The sequence below is a fragment of the Streptomyces sp. TSRI0281 genome (genome assembly GCF_001905125.1).
Taxonomy (GTDB): domain Bacteria; phylum Actinomycetota; class Actinomycetes; order Streptomycetales; family Streptomycetaceae; genus Streptomyces.
This window is the reverse complement of the sequence record NZ_LWLE01000012.1, coordinates 298,556-323,293: the sequence shown is the minus strand read 5'-3', so window position 1 is coordinate 323,293 and position 24,738 is coordinate 298,556. Positions and strand designations below refer to the sequence as shown.

Sequence of the window (24,738 nt, the reverse complement as noted above, 5' to 3'; positions counted from 1 at the left end):
GTCAGGCCAGCGAGAGGAAGAGCTTCTCCAGCCTGGCGCGCATCCGGTCCCGGTCGGCGGGCTCGGCGGCACCGTCCGCCATGCAGTGCTGCAGTCCGGTGGCGATGATCGCGAAACCGGCCCGGTCCAGGGCCCGCGAGACCGCCGCCATCTGCGTGATGACGTCCTCGCAGTCCCGCCCTTCCTCGATCATCCTGATGATCGCGTTGAGCTGGCCCTGGGCGCGGCGCAGGCGATTGAGGACCGACTTCAGTTCGTCGGCCGCCATGTCGAGTTCCACACATCCTCCTCCGAATACCCCAAGGGGTATCCTAACCTGTCCGGGGAAGGCAGAGACGCCTGTCTCTTCCCCACCCGGTGAACGAAAGGACCACCTGCTCGTGACCAGCCATGCTTCCCTGTCCCCCGCCCAGGCCGCAGCCCGTCTGGAGGAGTTCACCGTCATCGATGTGCGGGCCCCCGGCGAGTACGCCTCCGGGCATGTCCCCGGCGCCCTGAACGTCCCGCTCGACCGGCTTCCCGAGGCCCTGCCCGCGCTGAAGTCGGCGTCCGCGCGCGGCACGCTGCTCATGGTCTGCGCCTCCGGTGTCCGTTCCACCCGTGCGTGCGAGGTCCTCTCCGGGGCGGACATCGACGCCCTGACGCTCACGGGCGGCACCTCCGCCTGGGAGGGCGACGGCCGCGGACTGGACCGGCCCGAGGGCTCCGGGGCCGTCTGGCCGATGGAGCGCCAGGTCCGTCTCGCCGCCGGTTCGCTGGTGGTGGCCGGTCTGGTGGCGGGGCTTCGGTTCCCGGCCGCGCGCTGGCTGTCCGCCGGCATCGGCTCCGGCCTGGTCTTCTCCGCGCTGACCAACACCTGCGGCATGGCGGCGGCCCTCTCGAAGCTCCCGCACAACCGCGCACCGCGCACCGCCGCCGACCTGAGCACCACGCTGGAGGCGCTCCAGAAGTGAGCGGTGCGGGCGTTCGCCCGGAACGTACGCGGGGGAGCCGGCCGCACACCATGTGCGGCCGGCTCCCCCGTGTTCACCGGGCGGTCCCGGTCAGATCTCGTCCCTGACCATCGCGAGCAGCCGGTCCAGTACGCGCGGTCCGCCCGCACGCAGTCCGTCGTGCTCGAACTCGTTGGTCACCCAGGTGCGCAGCCCGCGGATGGCGGCGGCGGTGCGCAGCGCGTGCCCGGTGTCGACAAACATGTCGTCGTGGAAGACGGCGGCGACGACCGGCACCTCATTGGCGGCGAGCCGCTCGGGGTCGTACAGCACGGGCCAGTCGGTGCGGCTGGCGAGGAGTTCGGCGGTCTCGCGCAGCGGGCGCAGGGCCGGGTCGACGTCGAAGTGCCAGGGGTGGATCGTCTCGCCGGTGAGGAGCACGGGGCCCTCGCCCGCCAGTGCGCCCGCCGCGTCGAACTGCGGGAACTCGGCGCGGACCCGCTCGGCCGACCAGCCGGTGGGCCGCTCGCCCCGGCCGTAGATCGCCTCGTGCATCAGGGCGTACAGCGGATGGCCGGCGAACGAGGTGGCGGTGCGCACGGCCTCCTGGAAGGCGTCGGACAGCTCGGTTCCGTGCGGGGTGCGGACGAAGGCGTTCTCCAGCAGGTAGTGCAGCTGGTGGCTGCCGTTGCCGACGCCCAGCATGATGCCGAGGGACTGGAACCCCTCGGGCGTCAGCCGGTGCCCGGTGCCCTCCGAGCGGTGGGCGACGAGGTACTCGGTGATCTCCCGGACCCGCCGCACGTCCTGCGGGTAGCGGGCGTAGTGGGCCGCGACCTTCCGCTCGACCCGGGGGTAGGCGGCCCGGTACACCTCGTCGGCATGGGCGTCCAGGGCGGGCAGTCCGCCGGTGATCAGAGCGGCCGTGAGCCCTTCCGGGGCGGCCGACAGATAGCGGACGGCACAGAATCCGCCGAAGGACTGTCCCAGCACCGTCCAGGTCTCGCCGCCGGTGACCTGCGGCCGGATGGCTTCGCAGTCGCGGACGATGCTGTCGGAGCGGAAGTGGCCGAGGTAGTCGGCCTGCTCGCGCGGGCCGCCCCGCAACGGCAGGGTCTGCCGGTTCGCCGGGGTGGACCTGCCGGTCCCGCGCTGATCGAGCAGGAGCACCCGGAACTCCCGCAGGGCGCGGCCCAGCCAGGCTTCCGCGCCGACGTAACGGCGGGCGCCGAACCCGGGGCCGCCCTCCAGGTAGATCAGCCACGGCAGTTGCTCCCCGGTCCTGCCGGACGCCACCGCCTCGCGGCCGAAGATCTCGATCTGCTCGCCGCCCGGGTCGCTGTGGTCGAGCGGGACCGTGAAATGACGGTCGGTGAAGACGACACCGGGCTGCCGGTAGCTGCTCACAAAAGGCTCCTGAATCAGATGGTTCCGGGAAAGTTCAGCACATGGCCGTGACTCGGACAGTCGCGGCCCGTGTGCGCCGTACGCGGGGGGCTCCTAGCGTGCAGTCATGATCCGGTTCGAGCAGGTCAGCAAGGTCTACCCGGATGGCACGGCCGCGGTCGACGGGCTGTCCTTCGAGGTCGCCGAGGGGGAGCTGGTCACCCTGGTCGGACCGTCCGGCTGCGGCAAGACCACCACGATGATGATGGTGAACCGGCTGATCGAGCCGACCGCGGGCCGGATTCTGGTGGACGGCGAGGACATCGCCGCGGTCGACCCGGTGAAGCTGCGCCGCCGGATCGGCTATGTGATCCAGCAGGTCGGCCTGTTCCCGCACCGGACGGTCCTGGACAACACCGCGACCGTCCCGGCGCTGGTCGGCTGGAAGCGCGGCAGGGCCAGGGAACGGGCGGCGGAGCTGCTCGACCTGGTGGGCCTGGACCCCGGCACGTACGGCTCGCGCTATCCCGCCCAGTTGTCCGGCGGGCAGCGCCAGCGGGTGGGGGTGGCCCGCGCACTCGCGGCGGATCCGCCCGTGCTGCTGATGGACGAACCGTTCGGTGCGGTCGACCCGGTGGTACGGGAACGGTTGCAGGACGAGTTCCTCGGGCTTCAGGCGACGGTCAGGAAGACCGTCCTGCTGGTCACGCACGACATCGAGGAGGCGGTGCGGATGGGTGACCGGATGGCCGTGTACGGGGAGGGCCGCATCGAGCAGTTCGACACCCCGGCCGCCGTGCTCGGCACCCCGGCGACGCCCTATGTGGCCGGGTTCGTCGGCGCCGACCGGGGTCTGAAACGGCTGTCGGTCACCGCGATCGAACCGGAGGACCTCTGGGAGCCGCCGGTGGCCCGCCTCGATGAGCCGGCCCGGTCGGCGGCGGCCCGGCTGGGGGCGTCGGGGGCCCGTTGGGCGGTGGTGCTGAACGGTGCGGGCGATCTGCACGGCTGGGTGTCGGCGGATGCGCTGCGGATCGCCGGGGAGCTGGGCACGGTGGGCGAGCTGGCCCGGCGGATGGACGCGTGGGTGCCCGTCGGCGCCCCGTTGAAGCAGGCGTTCAGCGAGATGCTCCAGTACGACGCCGGGTGGGTGGCGGTGCTGGACGGCGCGCGCTTCCTGGGCGTACTGACTCCGGCGAAGCTCCATGAGGCGCTGCGCCGCTCGGTGGACGCGGAGGCCCAGGGCGTGGGGCGCGAGGACGTGGACTTCGACTCCGTCGCGGACGCGTAGGGGCGCTCCCCGGAGTGACCGGCTACCGCCCGCGCCGATAACTGCTGCCGTCCTTGGGCCGTACCAGCAGCCCCGCGACGACGAGATGGCGCCGCAGCGCCGAGCAGTCCTCGTGCACCGTGAGCAGCGCCTCGTTCACCTCGCGCTCGGTGTACGCGCGCTCGCGCTCGAAGAGCGTCTCGGAGAGGTGGACCAGCAACTGTTCGCGGCGTGCCACCTTGCGGGGGATCGTCGTGAGACGTCCGTGGGAGAAGAGCGCGGCCACACCGTGCGCACTGCTGGTTTCTTTCTCGGGCATGGCCGGAAGCGTCGCAGGCCCGCGGTGGGAGGGCAACGCCTTTTCGGCGCTATGACGGAAACCGTACGGTGTGATCATCTGCTACTGCGACGAAGGTGGTCCCGCATGGCCCTGTTCGACCTCCCCCTCGATGAGCTGCGCACCTACCGCAGCCGGTCGGTGGAGCCCGAGGACTTCGACGCGTTCTGGTCGACGACGCTGGACGAGGCCAGGAGCCATGATCTCGACGCCCGCTTCGAACGCCGCACCGACACGGGACTGGCGAGTGCCGAGGTGTACGACGTGACGTTCGCCGGTTTCGGGGGGCACCCGGTCAAGGGCTGGTTCGTCCTTCCCGCGGGCACCCGGGACCCGCTGCCGGTGGTCGTGGAGTTCCTCGGGTACGGCGGCGGGCGCGGCCTGGCGCACACGCATCTGCTGTGGGCCTCGGCCGGTTTCGCCCACTTCGTGATGGACACGCGGGGCCAGGGCAGCGGCTGGGCACCGGGCGACACCGCCGACCCCGTGGGCAGCGCGCCCTCGCTGCCCGGTTTCATGACCCGGGGCATCGAGGATCACCGGGAGTTCTACTACCGGCGGGTGTTCACCGACGCGGTGCGGGCGGTGGAGGCCGCGCGTTCGCATCCGCTGGCCGACGCGGCACGCACCGCCGTCACCGGGGTCAGCCAGGGCGGCGGCATCGCGATCGCGGCCGGCGGGCTGATACCGGACCTGGTAGCGGTCGCTCCGGACGTGCCGTTCCTGTGCGACTTCCCGCGCGCGGTCACCGTCACCGACCGGCAGCCGTACCGCGAGGTGGGCAACTACCTCAAGACGCACCGCGGGCGCACCGCGCGGGCCGCCGCCACGCTGGCCTACTTCGACGGGGTGCACTTCGCGGCACGCGGGCGGGCTCCCGCACTGTTCTCGACGGCCCTGGAGGACCAGACCTGCCCGCCGTCGACGGTCTTCGCGGCCTTCAACGCGTACGCCCACGAGGACAAGACGATCGAGGTGTACGACTTCAACGACCACGAGGGCGGCGGCGCGTTCCAGCAGGCCGCCCAACTGGCCTGGCTGCCCGGAAAGCTGACGGCCTGACCGGCCCGGAGCGACGGGCACCCCTCGCGGGGCCGTGGTCTCACCCTGCCGGGATGAGCTTCTCGGACTCCAGGTAGTGGCGCGCGACGTCCTCGGGGAGCCGCCGCCGGCTGTCCACCTCCTCGTTCATCGACGCCAGGGCGGCCGTGGTCAGCACGGTGTTGAGCGGGTCGAGCGCGTCCCGCACTCCGGCGCTGCCCGCCCGGGAACGGTTGACGACGGGGACCAGGTGGTCGGCGTTCTGCAGATGCTTGTCATCGGCGAGGAGTACGAGGCCGAAGTCGTCCAGGGTGGCGTCGGTGGTGGTGGTCAGGACCATCTGGTCCTGACCGCTCTGCACGGCCTGTTTGGCCTGGGTGGTGCCGACGCCCTTCGGGTCGACGGCGGTGATCCGGATGCCGTACGTCTTCCTGAGTCCGGGCGCGCAGTAGGGGCGCTGTACGCATTCGTCGCCCGCCGCCAGCCGTACGGGCAGGTGTGAGCGCCCCAGGTCGCCGAGGGTCTTGAGCCGGTGCCGCGCCGCGTACGGGGCGGCGACCGCGAAGGCGTTCTGGTCGACGGCGCGGCCCGGATCGAGGACCACGAGGCCGCGGCGGGCGGCCAGCGAACGGAGCGCCTTCATCGTGGTGCCGAGGTCGGGGGAACCGACCGGGGCGGCGTCCGCACCGTTGGCCTTGGCGTTCAGCCAGTCGGCGAAGGTGGCCGCGTACTCCGGCACGACGTCGATCTGGCCGTTCTCCAGTGCGGGTTCGTAGATCTCCCGGTTGGTCACGGAGATGATCTCGGTGGAGTACCCGGCCCGGTCGAGCAGGATCGCGTACATCTGGGCGAGCAGATCGCTCTCGGTGAATCCGGCGGAGCCGATCGTGAGGTGCTTGCTGTCGCCGGGCGGGGCCGTGACATCGCCCCGGTTCTCCAGCGTGGGGCCAAAGGTGCAGGCGGTGGCGGCCAGCAGGAGTGCGCAGCACAGGGCGTACGGGGTACGGGGGCCGCTCACGCGGCCTCCCGGGTGCGGCGCCGGTCCGGGGCGAGGCGCTGACCGGTCTCGAAGAGCCCTTCCACGAGGAGGGCGAACACGGCGACGAGGACCGCTCCGGCCACGACCTGGGGCGTGGAGGCCAGGTTGAAGCCCGCGGTGATGATCCGGCCCAGTCCCCCGCCGCCGGCCAGGGCGGCCAGCGTCGCCGTGGCGACGAGTTGCACGGCGGCGATCCGGACGCCGGTGAGGATGAGCGGCAGCGCGAGCGGGATCTCCACTCCCAGCAGCATCTGCCGGCCCGTCATGCCCATTCCCCGGGCGGCCCGGACGACATCCCGGTCGACCTCGCGCATCCCCACGTAGGCGTTGGTGAGCAGGGGCGGCATGGCGAAGAGCACCAGGGCGATGATGGTCGACCACTGGCCGTACGCACCGATCGGTGTGAGGAGCAGCAGGACCAGCACGGCGAACGTGGGGACGGCCCGGCCGATGTTGGAGATGTTGACCGCGAGGGCGCCGCCCTTGCCGAGGTGGCCGAGGACCAGGGCGACCGGCAGCGCGATGAGGCAGCTGATCAGCAGGCAGACGACGGTGAGGAAGAGGTGTTCGCCGAGCCGGTGCCAGATGCCGTCGGGGCCGGACCAGTGGGTGGCGGTGGTGAGCCAGGACCAGGTGTCCCGCAGGGTGGTCACGACGGTGTCCTCGTCCAGGGCGTCAGCCACCGCTGCACGAGCAGGAGCAGCAGGTCGGCGGCGACGGCGATGACGACACAGAGGACGGACGCGGTGAGCACCTGGGCCTTGAAGTAGGTGTTCATGCCCGAGTAGATGAGGTTGCCGAGTCCGCCGTGGCCGACGATCGCGCCGACCGTGACCAGGGAGACCGCCGAGACGGTGGCGATCCGCAGTCCGGCCATGGCCGCGGGCAGGGCGAGCGGGAGTTCCACGGCGATCAGCAGGCGTGCGGGGCCGTAGCCCATGCCGCGCGCCGCCTGCCGGGTCTCCTCGGGTACGGCGCGCAGTCCGGCGAGGATGTTCCGGACGAGAAGGGTCAGTGAGTAGAGGACGAGTCCGGCGACGACGAGCGTGGCGGACAGCCCGTACACCGGCAGCAGGAGCGAGAACATCGCGAGCGACGGGATCGTGTAGAGGATCGTCGTCAGCCCGAGCACGGGCCCGGCCGCCCAGCGTCGGCGGCGGGCGGCCAGGGCGAGCGGCAGGGCGATGGCCAGTCCGATCAGCACCGAGACCGCGGTCAGCTGAAGGTGCTGGACGACCGCGTCCCAGAGGATCTCCCGGCGGCTGGAGAGGTAGGCGCCGCAGATCCACTCATTGCGCGCGAGGCAGTCGTCGGGAGGCGCGGTCACTCGTCCATTGGAGCGCGGGAGTCCGGCGGACGCGCGTCATGATCGCCTGTTCGAGGTGGGTGCTCCGGGCCCGTCGGGTCCGGAGCACGGAGCCGGCCGCCCCGCACGCGACCCGCGTCTTGAGCGACTGCTCAAATCCCTGCTAGTGTCCCGGACCGGCGGAGGGTTGAGCGATCGCTCAACCGTGGATGGACCATGGACGAACCGGGGGCAGACGTGGGGTTGTACGTCGAGGCACTGATCCGTGTGGATCCGGAGGAACTCTGGGAGCTGACCCAGAACCCCGCGCAGCATCAGCGGTGGGATCTCCGGTTCACGGAGATCACGTATGTGCCGGGTGCCCCCGACGCTGCCCGGCGGTTCCGCTATGCCACCCGGGTGGCCCCCTTCCTCACGGTCGCGGGCACCGGTACCAGCGCGGGCGAGCGGCACCGGCCGGACGGCGAGCGGGTGTCGGCCCTCCGGTTCTCCTCGCCCCAGCCCCTCTCGCTCCTCGCCGAGGGCAGCGGCTACTGGCGTTACGTGCCGACGTCCGACGGCATCCGCTTCCTGACCGGCTACGACTACCGGACCCGCTGGGGCCGTTTCGGCTCGCTCGTGGACCGGCTGGGGTTCCGGCCGTTGATGGGCTGGGCCACCGCCTGGTCCTTCGACCGGCTGCGGCTCTGGTGCGAACGCGGCATCAGCCCCGCCCGCTCCCTCGGGTACGCCGTGGCCGAGGTCGCCGTCCGGCTGCTGGCCGTGCCGGCGGCGCTGCCTCTCGGGCCGGGCGCCGCGCTCATCGCCGCGGCGGCCGCGCTGCTGCTGCCGCCGCTGCCCGTCACTCCCGCCGCCCGCCGCTGTCTTCGCCGGCCGCCGGGCCGCGCCACCGCCCCCGCACCCGCCGTCCTCCGTCTGCTGGAGCGTCCATGACCTCGATCTTCCGCCTCGCCATGGGCGCGGAGTTCGACCGGCTGCACCCCCAGTTGCGGCGGCGCTTCTCGGTCGGTCTGGACAGCGGGGAAGCCTGTCTGGGACGCGGGGTCATGGACCGGATCTGGCACGGGCGGGCCTTCGTGAAGCCGTTCCTCGCCCTCGGCGGCACCCGCAACGTGCTCGTCCCCCGTACCGGCCGCGACATTCCCTTCACCATCGAGAACGTGCCGTACACCGACTCCTACGGCCGCGAGACCGTCACGTTCGTGCGCACCTTCGCGCTGCCCGGCGGGCCGCGCCGGTTCGACGCCACGATGGTGCACAGCCCCGAGCGGTCCTGCGTGCTCGACTACCTCGGCACCCATCAGCACCTCGCCACCGATCTGCGGCTCGCCGCCGAGCCCGACGGATCGATGCTGATCCGCTCGGGCGAACACCGCTTCCGGGAGGGGCCGTTCGACGTCCGCGTCCCCGGATTCCTCCGGGGCGACGCCGAAGTGCGCGAATCCTACGACGACGCGACGGAACGCTTCCGGATCCGGGTCGCGGTCACCAACCGGCACTTCGGCCCGCTGTTCGGGTACGAGGGCACGTTCCGCGCGCGGTACGTCGATGCCCGGCGTCACGGCGTGCGCGCCGGACTGCGTCCCGTGCGCGAGGAGGCACGGGCATGACCGGTGGGAGCGCCGCCGGTGAGGACACCAGGGTGAAGCTGATGGAGGGCGCCCTGCGCACACTCTCCGAACACGGCATCGCCAGGACGTCGGCCCGGTCCGTCGCGGCCGCCGCCGGGGTCAATCAGGCGCTGGTCTTCTACCACTTCGGGTCCGTCGACGCACTCCTCGCGGCTGCCTGCCGCCACGGTGCCGAGCAGCGTGTGGCCCGCTACCGCGACCGGTTCGCGTCCGTCACGACGCTGAGCGAGCTGCTCCGGTGCGGGCGTGAGCTGCATGCCGAGGAACGGGCCGGAGGCCATGTCGCCTTCCTCGCCCAGTTGCTGGCGGGCGCCCAGACGCAGCCGCGACTCGCCCCCGCCACCGCCGCCGGTCTTGAGCTGTGGACCGACGAGATCGAGAAGGTCCTGGTCCGGGTGGTCGCCACCACCCCGCTCGGGGACTTCGCGGACCCCGCCGGGCTGGCCCGCGCCGTGGCGGCGTCCTTCGTCGGCCTGGAACTGTACGACGGGGTCGACCCGGACGGCGCCGGGCGGGCGCTCGACGCTCTGGAGCAGCTCGCCGCGCTGGTCGACGTCCTGGAAGGGCTCGGCCCGATGGCGCAGCGCGCCGTACGGCACCGGCTGCGGCGCACCGGCGGGAAGTGAGCGGGACGGGCCGGACCAGGGGCGGGAGAGGGCCGGCCGGGGAAGCCCGTGGGGGTGTCCCCCGCGCGGGTGCCGGTCAGGTGTCGAGGTAGCGCAGTACGGCCAGTACCCGGCGGTGTCCCTCTTCCGTGCGGGGCAGACCGAGCTTGGTGAAGATGCCCGCCGTGTGCTTCTCGACGGCGCGCTGCGAGATGCCGAGCGCCGCGGCGATCGCGGCGTTGGTCCGCCCCTCCGCCATGAGGGCGAGGGTGTCGCGTTCCCGTGAGGTGAGGCCGGACAGCCCGTCCTCCTTGCGCCGGGCGGCCAGCAGCCGGGTGACGACCTCCGGGTCCAGTGCGGTGCCGCCGTCCGCGACGCGGTGCAGGGCGTCCACGAAGTCGGCGACGTCCACGACCCGGTCCTTGAGGAGATATCCGAAACCGGACATCCCGGTGGCCGCCAGCCGGTCCGCGTACCGGGTCTCGACGTACTGGGAGAACAGCAGCACACCGAGGTCGGGGTGGCGCAGGCGCAGTTCGAGGGCGGCGCGCAGCCCCTCGTCCTTGTGGGTGGGCGGCATCCGGATGTCGGCGACCACCACGTCCGGCAGATGTGCGTCGACGGCGTCCAGCAGGGCGTCCGCGTCACCGACGGCCGCCACGACGTCCAGACCCCGGTCGCGCAGCAGCTGCACCAGCCCCTCACGGACGACGGCGGCGTCCTCGGCGATCACTATGCGCATCAGCGGGACTCCTGGGGGACGGTGCGGGGGACGTGGGCGGGCAGCGGCAGTTCGACGGTGACCTCGGTCGGGCCGCCGTCGGGGCTGTCGATCAGCAGCCGCCCGTCCACCGTACTGATCCGTTCGGCGAGACCGGCGAGCCCGGTGCCCCCGGCCCCGGTGTCGGCACCGGGACGGGGGCGGGCGCCGCCGCGGCCGTCGTCGCGCACGGTCACCCGCAGCACCCCGCCCTTCACATACGCCTCGACCTCGGCCCGGTCCGCACCGGCGTGGCGGGCGACGTTGGCCAGGAGTTCGGCCGTGCAGAAGTACGCGATCGACTCGATGGCCTCGGGCGGCCGGTCGGGCAGATCGAGCCGTACGGCGACGGGGAGGCCCGCCCGGGTCGCCAGGGTCTCCAGCGCCACGTCCAGGCCACTGTTGAGGGCGGGCGGATGGATGCCGCGGACGAGGTCGCGCAACTCCTCGATGGCGGTACGGGAGTTGGCAAGCGCGGAGTCCACGAGTTCGCGGCCCCGGATCAGTTGCGGTGAGTCGCCCGGTGCGCGGGAGAGCTGGTCGCGCGCACCCGCGAGGGCCATGGCGACGGCGATGAGGCGCGACTGCGCACCGTCGTGCAGATCGCGTTCGATGCGGCGCAGCGTGGCCGCCGAATCCTGGACGGCCAGCGCACGGGTCTCCTCCAGGACGGTCACCCGGTCCGCCAGCCGCCCCGGACCGAGCAGGGCGCGGGCCGTGGGCCGTACGACGAGGGTGAGCAGTGCGCGCGTCGACCAGGCGGAGAGGGCGAGCACGGCGAGGCCCACGAGGGCGGTGGCCAGCGCCTTCGGCCAGGTGTCCAGACCGATGTCGCCCACCAGGCCGATACCGGGACGCCCGTCCGTCTCGACGGCCCGCCACCACAGGGGGTAGCTGAGTGCGGCGATGCCGTACAGCCGCAGGCCCACCGCGACGGCGAACAGGACCAGGCCCAGGGGTGCGTACGCGACACCGAAGGCGGCGGCGCGCCACCCGTCGCCGTCGGTGAGACGGGCGCGGACGCCGGACAGGAAGCCCCGGCCGCGCCACTTCCGTTTCGGCGGCGCGGGGATGTCCTCCCCCAGCAGGCCACGCAGCAGCCCGCGGTGCAGGGCGCCTGCCGCTCGGGCCGCGAACAGGACCCCGACCAGCAGGATCAGACCGACGAGCGTCACGGAGGCGACGAGCGACACGGCGAGGAGTTCGAGGAGCGCGATGCCGCAGATGACGCCGGGCAGCGGGGCGAGGACGGCGTACGCGGTCTCCCTGCACAGGGTCCGGGAGACGGGGATGCCGAGGAAACGCAGAACGCCGAGGGGGCGGGTGGTACGAGGGGGCACGAAGAGGTCCGTTCCTGGCGGATGAGCGGTAGGCAGGCGGGGGCGGGCAGGGTGGCGGGGCGGACTGTCACGCTCGACGGCGGCGGACACCACCCCGGTCGTGTCCGGAGATGATCTCTCCTCCTCAGGTGCTTCGGACCATCCCCTCCATCGGCCGCACCCGCAGCATCCGCACCAGGGGCACGCACGAGGCGGCCAGGACCAGCACGAGACCGGAGGTGAGCGTCGCCGCCCAGGCCCAGGGCGGCAGGCCGGAGAGCGGAGTGCCGGTCTTCTCCCCCAACGGCACCATCACGGCGCAGCCCGCGACGGCGCCCGCGCCCACCCCGGCCAGGGCGGTGATGACGCCCTCCCAGAGGACGACGGCGACGATCTGCCGGGCTCCGGCACCCACCGCCCGCAGCAGGGAGAACTCCCGCAGACGCTCCAGGGTCAGCATGATCAGGGTGTTCGCCGCGACGAAGCCCGCGAAACCGGCGTACAGGAGCGTGCCGAAGACCTCCATCCAGTCCGGATCGCCCGCCCCGGACAGGGAGATGAACTTGGCCAGCGCGAAGGCCGTGACCAGGGCGATCGGCGTGACCGCCGCGGAGAGCCTGCGCGCCCTCGCCCGCGCACCGGCCACGGCCAGTTCCCCCGCCGCGCCGCCCGGCCCGCGCAGCAGCGGCGCCGCCACCGCGGCGGTGAGGCGGCCGATCCACGGCCCGGCGAGCCCGATCGCGACGAGGTGGGCGAGCAGGACGAGAGGGATCGCGGCCCCCGCGTCCTCCACCGACCCGGCCCGTGCGGCGGCGGTCAGCGCGACGGCGCCGAGCAGAGCCAGCACGGCGGACAACCCACGTACCACGCCTGCCCGTTCACCGCCGGATACGGCCGATGCGGCGAGCGCCGACGACGGGCGGGTGCGCGAGCCGCGCCAGGCGGCGATCACTCCGCCGAGTTGCGAGGAGATCACCAGCACCCCGGCCGCCGCGAGGAACGAGGGCCACCCGACGCTCAGCGAGAACCCGTCGGGGACCATGCCGTGCGCGGACATCCCGTCGAACCAGACGCGGGCGAGCAGGGAGCCGAAGCCGTACCCGACGGGCAGGGCGAGCAGCGCGGTGCACAGTGCCTCCGCCGCGACCATGCGTCTGATCTGCCAGGGTCCGGCCCCGATCGCCCGGAGCAGCGCGCTCTCGCGGCCCCGTTGGGCGACGGCCAGCGACATCACCTGTCCGATCACGAAGACGGACAGATAGACGGTGACCAGGGTGAAGGCGAGGCCCATCTCGGAGACCGCCGCGCGCCCGGGGGCCGCGGGCGCCCCCGCGGCGGAGACGGCGATCGCCACACAGGCGGTGACCACCGTCGCGGAGAGGACGAGAGCGGCGAAGGTACCGGCGAAGGCGGAGGGCCGGGAGCGTACGGAGGCACGGGCGAGTCCGGTCGTCATGACACCGGTCCGTCCTGTGCCGGGCCGAACCCGTGGGCGCCGCGTCCGGCCGCGCACGGCTCGTGGGCGCCGTGTCCGGGCGGGCCGAACCCATGGGCGCCGCTTCCGGGCGGATCGAACCCGTGGGCGCCGCTTCCGGCCGGGCGGCGTTGCGGCGCGCCGGGTCCGGCCGGGCCGTGCGCGGGTGCGGTGTCCTCGGCCAGCCGCCCGCCGGAGAGCAGCAGCAGCCGGTCGGCCGCCGCGCCGACCAGCGGGTCGTGCGTGACGACCACCACCGTGGCGCCGAAGGCGCTCACCGATTCCCGCAGCAGTTCCACGATCCCGGCGGCCGTCGCGCCGTCGAGCGCGCCGGTGGGCTCGTCGGCGAACACCACCTCCGGTTCGGTGATCAGCGCACGGGCGATCGCCACCCGCTGCTGCTGTCCGCCGGAGAGCTGCCCCGGGCGGGCGTCCTCGCGTCCGTCCAGGCCCACCCGGGCAAGCATCCGCCGGGCGCGTGCGGCGTCGCGCCGCTTGCCGTCGAGCCGGAGCGGCAGCAGGACGTTCTCCTGCACCGTCAGCGCGGGGAGGAGGTTGAAGGACTGGAAGACGAACCCGATGCGGGCCCGCCGCAGCCGGGTCAGCTTCCGCTCCCGCATCCGGCTGATCTCCTGTCCGGCCAGCCGCACCGCGCCGGATGTGGGCCGGTCGAGTCCGGCCGCGCATTGCAGGAACGTCGACTTCCCGGATCCCGAGGGACCCATCACGGCGGTGAACGTGCCCCCGCGCAGCCGGGCGTCCAGATCGCGCAGCGCGTGCACGGCCCCCGGCCCCCGCCCGTAGGTCCGGCACACCCGGTCGAGTTCGAGAACCGGTCGGCTGTCCGCCGATGTCAGGAGGTCCATCGCGGTTCTGCCCGCTTTCCTCGGCCGGCGCCACTCGCCGACGACTCCCCGACGGTACGAAGCCGCGGACGGGGCCCGGAATGGGGCGGCCACCCGGATGCGGGGTTCGGGATTTCCGAACCCCGGCGGGGCCGGCTCCACCGGGAGCGGCCGGGTACGGGCGGCCGTACGGTGGGAGTGCGGAAGTCCCCCGACGGACGGCGGGTGTCAGTGATGGCCGGTGAGGTCTCTTTCTTCGAGCTGGGTGTCGACGACCCCGAACGGGCCAGGACGTTCTACGGAGCGCTGTTCGGCTGGACCTTCGACCCGGGGCTGTCGGACGGCGGCGGCTTCGCGATCCGGACTCCCGGCGGACCGGGCGGGCTGCACGGCGGCGACGCGGGAGCGGGTCCCTATCTGTTCTTCAGGGTCGAGGACCTGTCCGCCGCGGCCGACCGCGTCCGCGAGCTGGGCGGCACCGTCGACGCCGTCGATCTCGGCGGCTCCGACGACGCCTCGGTCGCCCGCTTCGGCCGGTTCCGGCTCTGCCACGACGATCAGGGCTCACCGTTCGGACTGCATCAGCCGCCGGCCGGCGGCTGACCCGGCGAGGTGTCCACGGCGTCGGATCCGCCGATGGATGCAATGGGAAAACGCTTTCAGTGCGGCTATCGTAGCCCTATGCCGAGCCAGGTCAATCGACGTTCCGCCCGCCCCCGCCCGCCGTCCGCCGTGACGCTCCAGCAGGTCGCGCAGGACGCCGGGGTATCCCTTGCCACGGCGTCGCGCGTGCTCAGCGACAGCGACCGCAACGTCACCCAGGAGCTCCAGGAGCGCGTCCTGGAGGCAGCCGCCCGGCTCCGCTATGTGTCCAACGCGCCGGCCAGGGCGCTCGTGCAGTCCACGACCTCCATCATCGGGCTGATCGTCCACGATGTGAACGACGCCTACTACTCCGCCATCGCGGCCGGTGTCATGGAGGTCGCCCGCGACCACAAGCTCCTGGTGATGCTGGCGGGGACGTTCCACGAGCCGCGTCTCCAGGCGGAGTACGTGGCCCGGCTGCGGGCCCAGCGGGCGCGGGCCGTCATCCTCGCCGGGTCGGGCTTCACCGGCGGCAGCCCCGCGCTCACCCAGGAACTGGAGGCGTTCGCCGCCCACGGCGGCCGGGTGACCGCGGTGGCGCACGAGGGGCTGCCGGTGGACACGATCGTGCCGGGCAACCGCGAGGGCGGCCGTGCGGTGGCCGAGCATCTCGCCGGGCTCGGGCACACCGAGATCGGCGTCATCTGCGGCCCGCTGGCCCTGGTCTCCGTACAGGACCGGCTGCGGGGATTCCTGGAGCGGGCGGCGGAGTTGGGCGTCCAGGTCCAGGAGCGGCATCGCGCGGAGGCCGATTTCACCCGGGACGGCGGGCGCGCCGCGGCGGTGCGGCTCTTCCGCAGGTCCCCGGGCATCACCGCACTGTTCGCGCTCAATGACGCCATGGCTCTCGGCGCTCTCGCGGCGCTCCGTGACGACCTCGGCCGCAGCGTCCCGGCAGAGGTCTCCGTGGTCGGGTTCGACGACCTTCCGGTGGCCTGTGACGTCACGCCGGCACTCACCACCGTACGGCTGCCGCTGGAGGAGATCGGGCGCCGGGCACTCCTGCTGGCTCTCGGCGACGCGTCGGCCTCGCCCAGGTCGCTCGCGGTGCCGTCGCGGCTCGTGGTGCGGGCCAGCACGGCCCCGCCGCCGCGCGTCACCGGCTGAGGCCCCTCGGGCCGGGCCGTGGGCCGTGTCGGTGGACTTCCACCCGGCCGCCGCGCGATCGTCCCGCCGTACGCGTTCCGATGCCTCTCCCCCTTCAGTTGACGCACTAAGCGGCAAATTTTCCCTGCAACCCCCTTGAAATAATGCGTTAACCCTCAACACACTGGTACCCACGCTGCTTTGACGCGTCAAACCGAGGGGGGTGGTGGCTGGATGGGCACGTCCGAGCCCAAGTACCAGCGCATCAAGGACGAGTTGCGGGCGGAGGTGGCGCGCGACGAGTACGTGGCAGGTGCCCCGTTCATCACGCAGAACCAGTTGCGCGAGCGGTTCCAGGTCAGCTCCACCACCGCCGTACGTGCGCTCAACGACCTTGTCGCGGAGGGCCTGTTGGTACGCCGCCGGGGCCTGGGGACCTTCGTCGCCGCACCCGGCGACCGGACGGACGGGTCCGCCGCCCCGCAGCGCTCGGGGGTGATCGCGTGCATCATCAGCGGTCAGGGGCCGCACCAGACCGACGTACTGCGCGGCATCGAGTCGAGCTGTGCGGAGCGCGGACTGCGCCTGTTCTTCTCCGACACGGCCATGCGGATGACCGCCACGGGCCACGCCGATCACCAGGCGTCCACGGCGCGCCAGGACAAGATGCTGCGCCAGGCGGTCGAGGACCGGGTCGACGGCATCATCCTGTACCCCGTCCAGGGCGCACCCGATCTCGGTGTGCTCGACGAGATCAGGCGCCTGCGCCTGCCCATGGTGCTGGTCGACCGGTATTTCCCGGATCTCGCCATCGACGCGGTCACCGCGGACAACTACGACGTCGGCTACCGCCTCACCGAACAGCTGCTCGCCGCTGGCCACGAACGCATCGCGACGCTCTGGGGCGAGACCGAGTGCACGAGCGTCCATGACCGGATGACCGGCCACAAACAGGCCCTGCGCGCCCATGGGCAGCCCCTGCTGCCCCAGTTGACCGCACTGCGCTCGTACACCGCGCTGCCGGACAGGGAGCGCATCCGCCTGCTGTCCGAGCTGCTCTCCGCGCCCGAGCCGCCGACCGCCCTGCTGTGCGCCCATGGCTTCGCCGTGGCCACCGCGGCCTCCGATCTGGCCTCGCTCGGCATCGGTGTTCCCGACGAGATCGTGCTGGCGGGCATGGACGACGCCGGCCCGTACGATCTGCTGCCGCTGACGAGCTTCGCCGCCCGGCTGCCCGCGCGGGAGATCGGCAGCCGCGCGGTGGAACTCCTGGTCACCCGGATCTCGGAGCGCGCGGCGGGCGACGACCCGTACCGCAGCGCCGAGCAGATCGTGCTTCCCGTCCGGATCAGGACGCGCGACTCCGCGCCGGTCCGGCTCCGCACCGTCGCCGCCCCCCGGCCCTGAGGAGGAGACTCCTGTGTCCGCCACCCCCGAACCCCCCGCCCGCGAGCTCGCGACCGACGTCCTGGTGGTCGGTGCCGGCCTCGGCGGCCTCGCCGCCGCGCTCACCGCCGCCCGCTTCGGCCACCACGTCGTGCTCGCCGAGGCCACCGACTGGCCCGGCGGCCTGCTCACCGCGCAGGCGCTGCCGCTCGCCGACGGTCACCGCATCGAACTGGACCCGGTCTCCCCCGGCTACCGCGATCTGCGCGAGCGGATCCGCGACTTCTACCGGCGCAACTACCCGCTGCGCCCGGAACCGTACGCCGATCCGCTGCTCGACCCCGGGCTCAGCACCACCGGCCATCTCAGCCATGAACCCCGCGCCGCGCTCGCCGTCGTCCAGGAGCTGCTGGCCCCGCACCTGGCCGCGGGCCGGATCACCCTGCTGCTGTCGCACCGGCCGGTCGCGGCCCACCCGGAGGGCGACCGGGTCGCCGCCGTCACCCTGGAGGGCCCGGACGGGAAGCGGCTGACCGTGTCCGCCTCGTACGTCGTCGACGCCACCGACCTGGGCGAACTGCTCGAACTCGCGGGCGTCGAGCACGTCACGGGCGCCGAGTCCCGGGAGGAGACCGGTGAGCCGCACGCCGCCGCGGTGGCCGACCCGCTCGACCAGCAGCCCGTCTCCTGGGTCTTCGCCCTGGACCACCGCCCCGGCGAGGACCACACGGTCGACCGGCCGGCCGGCTACGACCGGTGGTCCGCCGCCTTCTCCTGGGACACCGCCGAACCGGGCAGCGGCTCGCTCCGTTCCGTGCCCCTGTTCCTGCACGAGCCGGACGACGTCCCGCCGTGGGCCGCGCCGCCCAACGACCGCTGGCACCAGCGGCGGGCGCTCGCCCGCGGCCGGTATCTGCCCGGGACCTTCGACAGCGACATCACTCTGGTCGACTGGCAGCAGACGGCCTACTCCGGGCTCCCGCTCGTGGGGCTCGGCGAGGGGGCACGGGTCCGGGCCGAGCGGGAGGCGCGTGAGCAGGCGCTGTCCTTCCTCCACTGGATGCAGACGCGGGCGCCCCGCCACGACGGCGGCCACGGCTACCCCGAACTGCGGCTGCGACCGGATGTGACGGGGACGGCGGACGGGTTCGCCAAGTCCCTTCGGATACGCGAATCCCGGCGCATACGGGCCGAGTTCACGGTGCGGGAACACCACCTCACGGCCGCCGCCAGGACCGGGGCGCCGGGCGCGGAGACCTTCACCGACAGCGTGGGGACCCTGCGCTCCCGCATCACCCTGCAGCCGGGCACCGGGGGCGGCGTCGGGCTCGATCTGGAGTGCCTGCCGTTCCAGCTGCCGCTGGGCGCACTGCTTCCCGTACGGGTGGAGAATCTGCTCCCTGCCGGGCAGAACGTCGGCGCCACGCACCTCAGCGCCCCGGCACTGGGCGGGCACTGCGGCCAGTGGAGCATCGGCGAGGCCGTGGGCGCCCTGGTCTCGTACTGCCTGGAGCACCGGCTGCCGCCGCGTGCCGTACGCGCGACCGAGCGCAGGCTGGCCTCCTTCCAGGGGCGGTTGAGCGATTCCCTCGGCATCGCCCTCGACTGGCCGGACCAACTGCGCACCGGGCCCGTGAACAGCGCCGGAGTGCTCTACGCCACGCTCTGAGACGTTCCGGCCTCCCCCTCCGCCCTCCTCTCGGGGAGGGCGTTTTCCCGGCCTGCGGGAAAACGCTTACCAGCATGCTTGCCCACCACCTCGCTCACTCACCTGGACGGCCTTCCGTGTCTGTGACCCCCTACCGTGTCCTGTTCGTCGGCGCGGGCAACATCGTCCGCGCCGTCCATATGCCGGCCTTCCTCGCACACGCCCCGGACTTCACGGTGGTCGGCGCCGTCGACGCCGACGCGGAGGCCGCCCGCTCCTTCGCCGCGGACTTCGCACTCCCCCATCACTCCACCGACCTCCACGCCACCCTGCGCGAGGTGCGTCCCGATCTCGTGGTCATCGCCTCCCCGCCCGTCGCCCATCGCGAACAGACCGTCGCCGCGCTGGCGGCCGGGGCCTGGGTGTGGTGCGAGAAGCCGCCCGCGCTCAGCCTGGCGGAGTACGACGCGATGACCGCCGCCGAGGGCGAGACGGGGCCGTACGCCCCGATCGTGTTCCAGCACCGGTTCGGATCGGGCGCCGAGCACGCGAAGGCGCTGATCGCCTCGGGCGAGCTGGGGGCCCCGCTCGTCGCCCACTGCCAGACCACCTGGTACCGCGACGACGCCTACTACGCGGTCCCCTGGCGCGGAAAGTGGGCCACCGAGGGCGCGGGCCCGGCGATGGGGCTCGGCATCCACCAGATCGACCTGATGCTCGAACTCCTCGGGGACTGGGCGGAGATCCGGGCGATGGCGGGCCGGCTGGCCCGTGACACCGAGACCGACGACGTGACCACCGCGACCGTGCGCTTCACCTCCGGCGCCCTCGCCACCGTCGTCAACAGCGCCCTCTCGCCCCGCCAGGTCAGCCATCTGCGGATCGACCTGCGCGACGCCACGATCGAGCTGAACCATCTGTACGGGTACGGCAACGGAGACTGGACCTACACCCCGGCACCCGGTGTGGACCCCGCCCGTACGGCCGCCCGGTCCACGCCCGCCGAGGACATCCCCAGCTCGCACGGCGCCCAACTGCGTTCACTGCTGGCCGACATGCGGGCGGGCCGGCGGCCCCGGGCGAGCGCCGGGGACGGGCGCCGCTCCCTGGAGCTGATCACCGCCCTGTACAAGGCGGCCCTGACCGGAGCCCCGGTGCTCGCCGGTGAGATCGTCCCGGGCGACCCGTTCTACACGGCGCTGCACGGCTCCGTACCGGGCTGGGCCCCCGAGGAGTCCGGGCGATGACGGACACCACCCGGGCGCTGCTGCTCACCTTCGACGACCGGCACATACGCGAGTGGGCCGCCGCCGCGCCGCTGCTGCGCCGGTACGGCTCCCGGGTCACCTTCTTCGTCTGCGAGCCCGACCGGCTCGACCGCGAGGACCGGCGGCTGCTGCACCGGCTCGCGGACGACGGCCACACCATCGGCTGCCACGGCCTGCGGCACGAACGGGCGCCCGAGTTCATCGCCGCGCACGGAGCCGGCGCCTATCTCCGCCGCGAGGTCCTGCCCGCGCTGGAGGAGCTGCGCCGCCTCGGCTTCGCGCCCCGGAGCTTCGCCTACCCGTGCAGTGCCCGTGACGACAGCACCGACCGGCTGCTGCTCGGCCTCTTCGAGCGGCTGCGCGGCGGCGTACCCGCCGACCGGCGCGCCGATCCGGCGCTCGCGGCCGACCTGCGCGTTCCCGCCGCGGACCTCGCGGACCGGCGGGTGCTGCTCGGCTGCTCGGTGGACTCCGGGCGCGGGCCCGTCGTGTACGGCCACGATCTGACCGGTGTCGAGGCGACGCTGCGCGCGACGGCCGAGGACGGCGGTGTCTCCACGCTGTACGCCCACTGCGTCGCCGAGGCGCACGAGGCCAACCATGTGGCGCCCGCGCGGCTGGAGGCACTCCTGGCCCTCGCCGACGACCTGTCACTGCCCTGCGTGGGCTTCGACGAGCTCCCCTGACGCTCGCCGGCCGACGCATCCCCATTCCCACCGCATCTCCCTGCCCCTCACTCCCTCAGCCCGGAAGAGGCTTCGCCATGCATGACGACCGCACACTGACCGAGGAACGCCTGGACCGGGTCCTGCGCGAGCGCATCCGGCCCGCCGTCCATCCGCGGACCGCGCCGCTGGACATCGAGGTCTGGCACGCCCCCGGCGAACCGGTCCCGTTCACCGAGGCGGTGAGCGCCCCCTACAAGCCCGGCGCGGTCGGCGACGACTGGGGGCCCGCGTGGGGCACCAGCTGGTTCAAGGTCACCGGACGGGTCCCCGCCGACTGGGCCGGGCTGACCGTCGAAGCGGTGATCGACCTCGGGTTCGCCCGGGACCGGCCCGGCTTCTCGGCGGAAGCCCTCGCCCACCGGCCGGACGGAAGCGTCGTGAAGGCCCTCAACCCGCGCAACACCTGGCTACGTGTGGGGGAACGGGTCTCGGGCGGCGAGGAGTTCACGTACTACCTGGAGGCCGCCGCCAACCCCGAGCTCCTGGAAGGGGTCAGTGCGCTCGGCGACCGGGAGACCGCGGGCAGCGAGCCGCTGTACCGGGTCGAGCGGATGGAGGTCGCCGTCTTCGACCGGCAGGTGTGGGAGCTGGTCCAGGATCTGGAGGTGCTCGACCAGCTGATGCGGCAGCTGCCGGTCGGCTCGGCACGCCGCTGGGAGATCCTGCGCGCCGTCGAACGCTGCCTGGACGCGCTGGATCTCGACGGCGTCAACGCCACCGCGACCGCCGCCCGGGAACAGCTCCGCCAGGTGCTCGCCTCGCCCGCGAACGCGTCGGCGCACCGGCTCTCCGCGGTGGGCCACGCCCATATCGACTCGGCGTGGCTGTGGCCGCTCCGGGAGACCGTGCGCAAGGTCGCGCGCACCACCTCGAATGTGGTGGCCCTGATGGACGACCACCCGGAGTTCGTCTTCGCCATGTCGCAGGCGCAGCAGCTCGACTGGCTGCGGGAGCATCAGCCGGCGCTGTACGAGCGGGTCAAGGAGAAGGTCGCGGCCGGGCAGTTCGTGCCGGTGGGCGGGATGTGGGTGGAGTCGGACACCAATATGCCCGGGTCGGAGGCGCTGGCCCGGCAGTTCGTGTACGGCAAGCGCTTCTTCCTGGAGGAGTTCGGGGTGGAGACGCAGGAGGTGTGGCTGCCCGACTCGTTCGGCTACTCGGCCGCTCTGCCGCAGTTGGTGGCGCTCTCCGGTTCGCGCTGGTTCCTGACCCAGAAGATCTCGTGGAACACGACCAACCCCTTCCCGCACCACTCCTTCCTGTGGGAGGGGCTGGACGGCACCCGGGTGTTCACGCACTTCCCGCCGGTGGACACCTATGTGGCCGAGCTGTCCGGCGAGGAGCTGGCGCACGCCGAGGAGAACTTCCGGGACAAGGGCAGCGCCACCCGCTCGCTGGTCCCGTTCGGCTGGGGGGACGGCGGTGGCGGTCCCACCCGCGAGATGCTGGCGCGTGCCGAGCGGCTGGCGGACCTGGAGGGCTCGCCGCGGGTGACGATCGAGACGCCCGCGGAGTTCTTCGCCGCCGCCGAGGCGGAGTACACCGGGCCGCCGGTGTGGCTGGGTGAGCTGTACCTGGAGCTGCACCGGGGCACGTACACCTCGCAGGCACGGACCAAGCAGGGCAACCGGCGCAGCGAGCATCTGCTGCGGGAGGCCGAGCTGTGGGCGGCCACCGCCGCCGTACGGACCGGCTTCCGCTATCCGCGGGCGGAACTGGACCGGATCTGGAAGAGCGTGCTGCTGCACCAGTTCCACGACATCCTGCCCGGCTCGTCGATCGCCTGGGTGCACCGCGAGGCGGAGGCCACGTACGCCCGGATCGCCGAGGAGCTGGAAGCGGTGATCGACGCGGCGCAGCGGGCGCTCGCCGGTTCGTCCGACGGTGGCGGCACGGTCGTGTTCAACGGTGCTCCGCACGCGCGTGCGGGTATCGCGGCGGGTGGCGGCACCCTGCGCGAGCCCGTGGAGGAGCCGGTGGAGATCGAGGAGTACGACGGTGGTTTCCGGCTCGACAACGGGCTTCTGCGGGTCATCGTGGACGCCCGTGGTCTGGTGGTCTCGGCCGTCGATCTGGCGACCGGCCGCGAGAGCGTGGCCCCCGGCTGTGCGGCGAACCTGCTCCAGATCCACCCGGATCTGCCCAACCGCTGGGACGCGTGGGACGTCGACTCCTTCTACCGCAATACGGTGACGGATCTGACCGGGGCCGATTCGGTGCGCCGCGTCGGCGGGGGCGTCGAGGTGGTGCGCGGCTTCGGGTCGTCCCGCGTCACCCAGCTGCTGACACTGCGGGCCGGGGCGCGGCGCCTGGACATCGACACCGAGGTCGACTGGCACGAGCGGGAGAAGTTCCTCAAGGCGGCCTTCCCCCTCGACGTACGTGCCGATCACTCCACGGCGGAGACGCAGTTCGGGCATGTCCAGCGTCCGACGCACACCAACACCAGTTGGGAGGCTGCGAAGTTCGAGATCTGCGCGCATCGCTTCCTGCATGTCGGCGAGCCCGGCTGGGGTGCGGCGCTGCTGAACGATTCGACGTACGGCCATGATGTGACCCGTACGGTCCGCGAGGACGGCTCCACCACGACCACGGTGCGGCTGTCGCTGCTGCGGGCCCCGCGCTATCCCGACCCGGCGACCGACCAGGGTGTGCACCGGCTGCGCTATGCCCTGCTGCCGGGGGCGACGATCGGTGACGCGGTGCGCGAGGGCTGGCAGTTCAGCCTGCCGGAGCGCCGGGTGCCGGGCACCGGCGAGGTGGCGCCGCTGGTCTCGCTGGACAGTGACGCGGTGGTCGCCACGGCGGTGAAGCTGGCCGACGACGGCAGCGGGGACGTGGTCGTCCGGGTCCACGAGGCACACGGCGGACGGGCCGCCGCACGTCTGAGCGCCGGCTTCCCGCTGGCCTCGGCGACGGTGACCGATCTGCTGGAACGCCCCCTGGACGGTGAGCGGGTCACCGTCCAGGGGGACGTGGTGGAGCTGGTGCTGCGCCCGTTCCAGATCCTGACGCTGCGCCTGGCGGTCGCCGCGACGGGCTGAGCGGGCCCCGGCTCAGGAATCGCGGTCCAGCAGCGCCGGAACGCGGCGCAGCCGGACCGCTTCCTGGAACATGGCCCCGCCCTCGTGGCCGTTGAACGGGTACACCTCGATCTCCTTCTCTCCCCGGTACGCGTTGTACGCGGCGAAGACCGTGGACGGCGGGCAGGTCTGGTCCTGGAGGGCGACGGAGAAGAGCGCGGGGGCGTTGCCCCGGGCGGCGAACGACACCCCGTCGAAGTACGACAGGGTGCGCAGGACGTTCTCCTCCTTGCCGCGGTGGATCTTGAGGTAGCGGGCTATCTCGGAGTACGGGTTGGCATCGGTGAGGGTGACGGCCCGCCCGAAGTGGCAGAGGAACGGTACGTCGGCGGAGACGGCCGCCAGATCGGGGACGAGCCCGCCGACCGCGAGGGCGAGGCCGCCGCCCTGGCTGCCACCGAGCGCCACGGTGCGGGCGGGGTCGGCGAGGGGATGGGTGCGGGCCGCCTCGACGGCGCGTACGGCGTCGGCGTAGACCCGGCGGTAGTAGTAGCTCTCCGGGGCCTCGATGCCCCGCGTCATGAACCCCGCGTGGGAGGGGCCGGAGCCGACCGGGTCGGGGGTGTCCCCGACGTTGCCGCCGCTGCCCTGGCCCCGTACGTCCATGATGAAGTGGGCGAAGCCCGCCAGCGGCCACAGGCCCCAGCAGTGCGGCAGGCTGCGGCCGCCGTTGTAGCCGTGGAACTGGACGACGAGCGGGAGCGGGCCTTCGGCGTGCGCGGGGGCGCTGAACCAGCCCTTGACCGGGTGGCCGCCGTAGCCCGCGAAGGTGGTGTCCCAGACGCGCAGGCCGGTCAGCGGGGTGTCGACGGGTTCGAAGGTGATGCCGGGCCGGTGGGCGCGGGTCTCGGCCAGAGTGGTGGACCAGAAGGCGTCGAAGTCGTCGGGTTCCTCGATCCGGGGCCGGTAGTCGCGCAGTTCGTCGAGAGGCAGGTCGAACAGGGCCATG

At 72.8% G+C, this 24,738-nt stretch carries 24 protein-coding genes; 13 read left to right on the top strand and 11 right to left on the bottom strand.

The window, feature by feature from the left end:
* Position 1 precedes the first annotated feature (1 nt).
* Entirely contained in the window at positions 2-280 is a 279-nt protein-coding gene (locus tag A6A29_RS19175) for a metal-sensitive transcriptional regulator (RefSeq protein ID WP_073721324.1), read from the bottom strand.
* Between the two features lie 100 nt (positions 281-380).
* Here A6A29_RS19175 and A6A29_RS19170 point away from each other — a divergent pair, with 100 nt between their 5' ends.
* Positions 381-953, top strand: a complete 573-nt coding sequence (locus A6A29_RS19170) for a rhodanese-like domain-containing protein (protein ID WP_073721321.1) — start codon at positions 381-383, stop codon at positions 951-953.
* 90 nt (positions 954-1,043) lie between these two features.
* On the opposite strand, the gene A6A29_RS19165 is transcribed toward A6A29_RS19170, so the two are convergent.
* Positions 1,044-2,339 (bottom strand): alpha/beta fold hydrolase, encoded by a 1,296-nt coding sequence (locus A6A29_RS19165; protein ID WP_073721320.1) that lies wholly within the window; start codon positions 2,337-2,339, stop codon positions 1,044-1,046.
* Positions 2,340-2,445: 106 nt separating this feature from the next.
* Here A6A29_RS19165 and A6A29_RS19160 point away from each other — a divergent pair, with 106 nt between their 5' ends.
* A complete protein-coding gene (locus A6A29_RS19160; RefSeq protein ID WP_073721318.1) occupies positions 2,446-3,609 on the top strand; it encodes an ABC transporter ATP-binding protein in 1,164 nt (387 codons plus the stop codon).
* Positions 3,610-3,631: 22 nt separating this feature from the next.
* Here the strand turns inward: A6A29_RS19160 and A6A29_RS19155 are convergent, their stop codons facing one another.
* Positions 3,632-3,907: a DUF2087 domain-containing protein gene (locus A6A29_RS19155; RefSeq protein ID WP_073721316.1), complete on the bottom strand. Its 276-nt coding sequence runs from the start codon at positions 3,905-3,907 to the stop codon at positions 3,632-3,634.
* Between the two features lie 105 nt (positions 3,908-4,012).
* Between A6A29_RS19155 and A6A29_RS19150 the strand changes: the two genes are divergently transcribed.
* Entirely contained in the window at positions 4,013-4,987 is a 975-nt protein-coding gene (locus tag A6A29_RS19150) for an acetylxylan esterase (protein ID WP_073721315.1), read from the top strand.
* 40 nt (positions 4,988-5,027) lie between these two features.
* Here A6A29_RS19150 and A6A29_RS19145 read toward each other — a convergent pair whose 3' ends face one another.
* The 3 genes from A6A29_RS19145 to A6A29_RS19135 are packed head-to-tail and all read right to left on the bottom strand — an operon-like array spanning position 5,028 to position 7,332.
* Positions 5,028-5,984, bottom strand: a complete 957-nt coding sequence (locus A6A29_RS19145) for an ABC transporter substrate-binding protein (protein ID WP_073721314.1) — start codon at positions 5,982-5,984, stop codon at positions 5,028-5,030.
* Positions 5,981-6,658, bottom strand: a complete 678-nt coding sequence (locus A6A29_RS19140) for an ABC transporter permease (RefSeq protein ID WP_073721776.1) — start codon at positions 6,656-6,658, stop codon at positions 5,981-5,983. Before A6A29_RS19140 ends, A6A29_RS19145 begins: the two co-directional genes overlap by 4 nt.
* The gene (locus A6A29_RS19135; protein ID WP_073721313.1) at positions 6,655-7,332 is read right to left on the bottom strand and encodes an ABC transporter permease; all 678 of its coding nucleotides are present in this window, start codon (positions 7,330-7,332) and stop codon (positions 6,655-6,657) included. Before A6A29_RS19135 ends, A6A29_RS19140 begins: the two co-directional genes overlap by 4 nt.
* Positions 7,333-7,548: 216 nt before the next feature.
* On the opposite strand from A6A29_RS19135, the gene A6A29_RS19130 reads away from it, so the two are divergent.
* From A6A29_RS19130 to A6A29_RS19120, 3 genes are read left to right on the top strand one after another with little or no spacing between them, the layout of a single operon-like run.
* Positions 7,549-8,244, top strand: coding sequence for a hypothetical protein (locus A6A29_RS19130; protein WP_073721774.1), 696 nt, complete (start codon positions 7,549-7,551; stop codon positions 8,242-8,244).
* Positions 8,241-8,921, top strand: a complete 681-nt coding sequence (locus A6A29_RS19125) for a DUF4166 domain-containing protein (protein WP_073721312.1) — start codon at positions 8,241-8,243, stop codon at positions 8,919-8,921. The genes A6A29_RS19130 and A6A29_RS19125 overlap by 4 nt, the downstream gene beginning before the upstream one ends.
* The gene (locus A6A29_RS19120) at positions 8,918-9,568 is read left to right on the top strand and encodes a TetR/AcrR family transcriptional regulator (RefSeq protein ID WP_073721311.1); all 651 of its coding nucleotides are present in this window, start codon (positions 8,918-8,920) and stop codon (positions 9,566-9,568) included. Before A6A29_RS19125 ends, A6A29_RS19120 begins: the two co-directional genes overlap by 4 nt.
* Before the next feature lie 76 nt (positions 9,569-9,644).
* On the opposite strand, the gene A6A29_RS19115 is transcribed toward A6A29_RS19120, so the two are convergent.
* The 4 genes from A6A29_RS19115 to A6A29_RS19100 all read right to left on the bottom strand — a co-directional run bounded on the left by A6A29_RS19115 (position 9,645) and on the right by A6A29_RS19100 (position 13,966).
* A complete protein-coding gene (locus tag A6A29_RS19115) occupies positions 9,645-10,289 on the bottom strand; it encodes a response regulator transcription factor (RefSeq protein WP_073721310.1) in 645 nt (214 codons plus the stop codon).
* Positions 10,289-11,647 carry a sensor histidine kinase gene (locus tag A6A29_RS19110; RefSeq protein ID WP_158074418.1) on the bottom strand — a complete coding sequence of 453 codons (1,359 nt, stop codon included), beginning with the start codon at positions 11,645-11,647 and terminating at the stop codon, positions 10,289-10,291. Before A6A29_RS19110 ends, A6A29_RS19115 begins: the two co-directional genes overlap by 1 nt.
* Positions 11,648-11,771: 124 nt before the next feature.
* Positions 11,772-13,082: an ABC transporter permease gene (locus tag A6A29_RS19105; RefSeq protein WP_073721309.1), complete on the bottom strand. Its 1,311-nt coding sequence runs from the start codon at positions 13,080-13,082 to the stop codon at positions 11,772-11,774.
* Positions 13,079-13,966 (bottom strand): ABC transporter ATP-binding protein, encoded by an 888-nt coding sequence (locus tag A6A29_RS19100; RefSeq protein WP_073721308.1) that lies wholly within the window; start codon positions 13,964-13,966, stop codon positions 13,079-13,081. The genes A6A29_RS19105 and A6A29_RS19100 overlap by 4 nt, the downstream gene beginning before the upstream one ends.
* Before the next feature lie 213 nt (positions 13,967-14,179).
* On the opposite strand from A6A29_RS19100, the gene A6A29_RS19095 reads away from it, so the two are divergent.
* The 7 genes from A6A29_RS19095 (at position 14,180) to A6A29_RS19065 (ending at position 23,750) form a co-directional block, all read left to right on the top strand.
* The gene (locus A6A29_RS19095; RefSeq protein ID WP_073721307.1) at positions 14,180-14,548 is read left to right on the top strand and encodes a VOC family protein; all 369 of its coding nucleotides are present in this window, start codon (positions 14,180-14,182) and stop codon (positions 14,546-14,548) included.
* A gap of 78 nt (positions 14,549-14,626) precedes the next feature.
* Entirely contained in the window at positions 14,627-15,697 is a 1,071-nt protein-coding gene (locus A6A29_RS19090; protein ID WP_073721306.1) for a LacI family DNA-binding transcriptional regulator, read from the top strand.
* 213 nt (positions 15,698-15,910) lie between these two features.
* Complete coding sequence (locus A6A29_RS19085; RefSeq protein WP_073721305.1) at positions 15,911-17,083, top strand: substrate-binding domain-containing protein; 1,173 nt, start codon at positions 15,911-15,913, stop codon at positions 17,081-17,083.
* A 13-nt stretch (positions 17,084-17,096) separates the two neighbouring features.
* A complete protein-coding gene (locus tag A6A29_RS19080) occupies positions 17,097-18,731 on the top strand; it encodes an FAD-dependent oxidoreductase (RefSeq protein WP_073721304.1) in 1,635 nt (544 codons plus the stop codon).
* Positions 18,732-18,805: 74 nt separating this feature from the next.
* Complete coding sequence (locus tag A6A29_RS19075; RefSeq protein ID WP_079182859.1) at positions 18,806-19,957, top strand: Gfo/Idh/MocA family protein; 1,152 nt, start codon at positions 18,806-18,808, stop codon at positions 19,955-19,957.
* Entirely contained in the window at positions 19,954-20,664 is a 711-nt protein-coding gene (locus tag A6A29_RS19070; RefSeq protein WP_073721302.1) for a polysaccharide deacetylase family protein, read from the top strand. Before A6A29_RS19075 ends, A6A29_RS19070 begins: the two co-directional genes overlap by 4 nt.
* A gap of 77 nt (positions 20,665-20,741) precedes the next feature.
* The gene (locus A6A29_RS19065; RefSeq protein WP_073721301.1) at positions 20,742-23,750 is read left to right on the top strand and encodes an alpha-mannosidase; all 3,009 of its coding nucleotides are present in this window, start codon (positions 20,742-20,744) and stop codon (positions 23,748-23,750) included.
* Between the two features lie 12 nt (positions 23,751-23,762).
* On the opposite strand, the gene A6A29_RS19060 is transcribed toward A6A29_RS19065, so the two are convergent.
* The gene (locus A6A29_RS19060; protein ID WP_073721300.1) at positions 23,763-24,737 is read right to left on the bottom strand and encodes an acetylxylan esterase; all 975 of its coding nucleotides are present in this window, start codon (positions 24,735-24,737) and stop codon (positions 23,763-23,765) included.
* Position 24,738 lies beyond the last annotated feature (1 nt).

What these genes read in the sequence shown, in the direction of transcription:
- A6A29_RS19160 (WP_073721318.1), top strand. Translation starts at nt 2,446, where the DNA reads ATGATCCGGTTCGAGCAGGTCAGCAAGGTCTACCCGGATGGCACGGCC.
- A6A29_RS19155 (WP_073721316.1), bottom strand. Translation starts at nt 3,907, where the DNA reads ATGCCCGAGAAAGAAACCAGCAGTGCGCACGGTGTGGCCGCGCTCTTC.
- A6A29_RS19150 (WP_073721315.1), top strand. Translation starts at nt 4,013, where the DNA reads ATGGCCCTGTTCGACCTCCCCCTCGATGAGCTGCGCACCTACCGCAGC.
- A6A29_RS19125 (WP_073721312.1), top strand. Translation starts at nt 8,241, where the DNA reads ATGACCTCGATCTTCCGCCTCGCCATGGGCGCGGAGTTCGACCGGCTG.
- A6A29_RS19120 (WP_073721311.1), top strand. Translation starts at nt 8,918, where the DNA reads ATGACCGGTGGGAGCGCCGCCGGTGAGGACACCAGGGTGAAGCTGATG.
- A6A29_RS19115 (WP_073721310.1), bottom strand. Translation starts at nt 10,289, where the DNA reads ATGCGCATAGTGATCGCCGAGGACGCCGCCGTCGTCCGTGAGGGGCTG.
- A6A29_RS19105 (WP_073721309.1), bottom strand. Translation starts at nt 13,082, where the DNA reads ATGACGACCGGACTCGCCCGTGCCTCCGTACGCTCCCGGCCCTCCGCC.
- A6A29_RS19100 (WP_073721308.1), bottom strand. Translation starts at nt 13,966, where the DNA reads ATGGACCTCCTGACATCGGCGGACAGCCGACCGGTTCTCGAACTCGAC.
- A6A29_RS19095 (WP_073721307.1), top strand. Translation starts at nt 14,180, where the DNA reads ATGGCCGGTGAGGTCTCTTTCTTCGAGCTGGGTGTCGACGACCCCGAA.
- A6A29_RS19090 (WP_073721306.1), top strand. Translation starts at nt 14,627, where the DNA reads ATGCCGAGCCAGGTCAATCGACGTTCCGCCCGCCCCCGCCCGCCGTCC.
- A6A29_RS19085 (WP_073721305.1), top strand. Translation starts at nt 15,911, where the DNA reads ATGGGCACGTCCGAGCCCAAGTACCAGCGCATCAAGGACGAGTTGCGG.
- A6A29_RS19075 (WP_079182859.1), top strand. Translation starts at nt 18,806, where the DNA reads ATGCTTGCCCACCACCTCGCTCACTCACCTGGACGGCCTTCCGTGTCT.
- A6A29_RS19070 (WP_073721302.1), top strand. Translation starts at nt 19,954, where the DNA reads ATGACGGACACCACCCGGGCGCTGCTGCTCACCTTCGACGACCGGCAC.
- A6A29_RS19065 (WP_073721301.1), top strand. Translation starts at nt 20,742, where the DNA reads ATGCATGACGACCGCACACTGACCGAGGAACGCCTGGACCGGGTCCTG.
- A6A29_RS19060 (WP_073721300.1), bottom strand. Translation starts at nt 24,737, where the DNA reads ATGGCCCTGTTCGACCTGCCTCTCGACGAACTGCGCGACTACCGGCCC.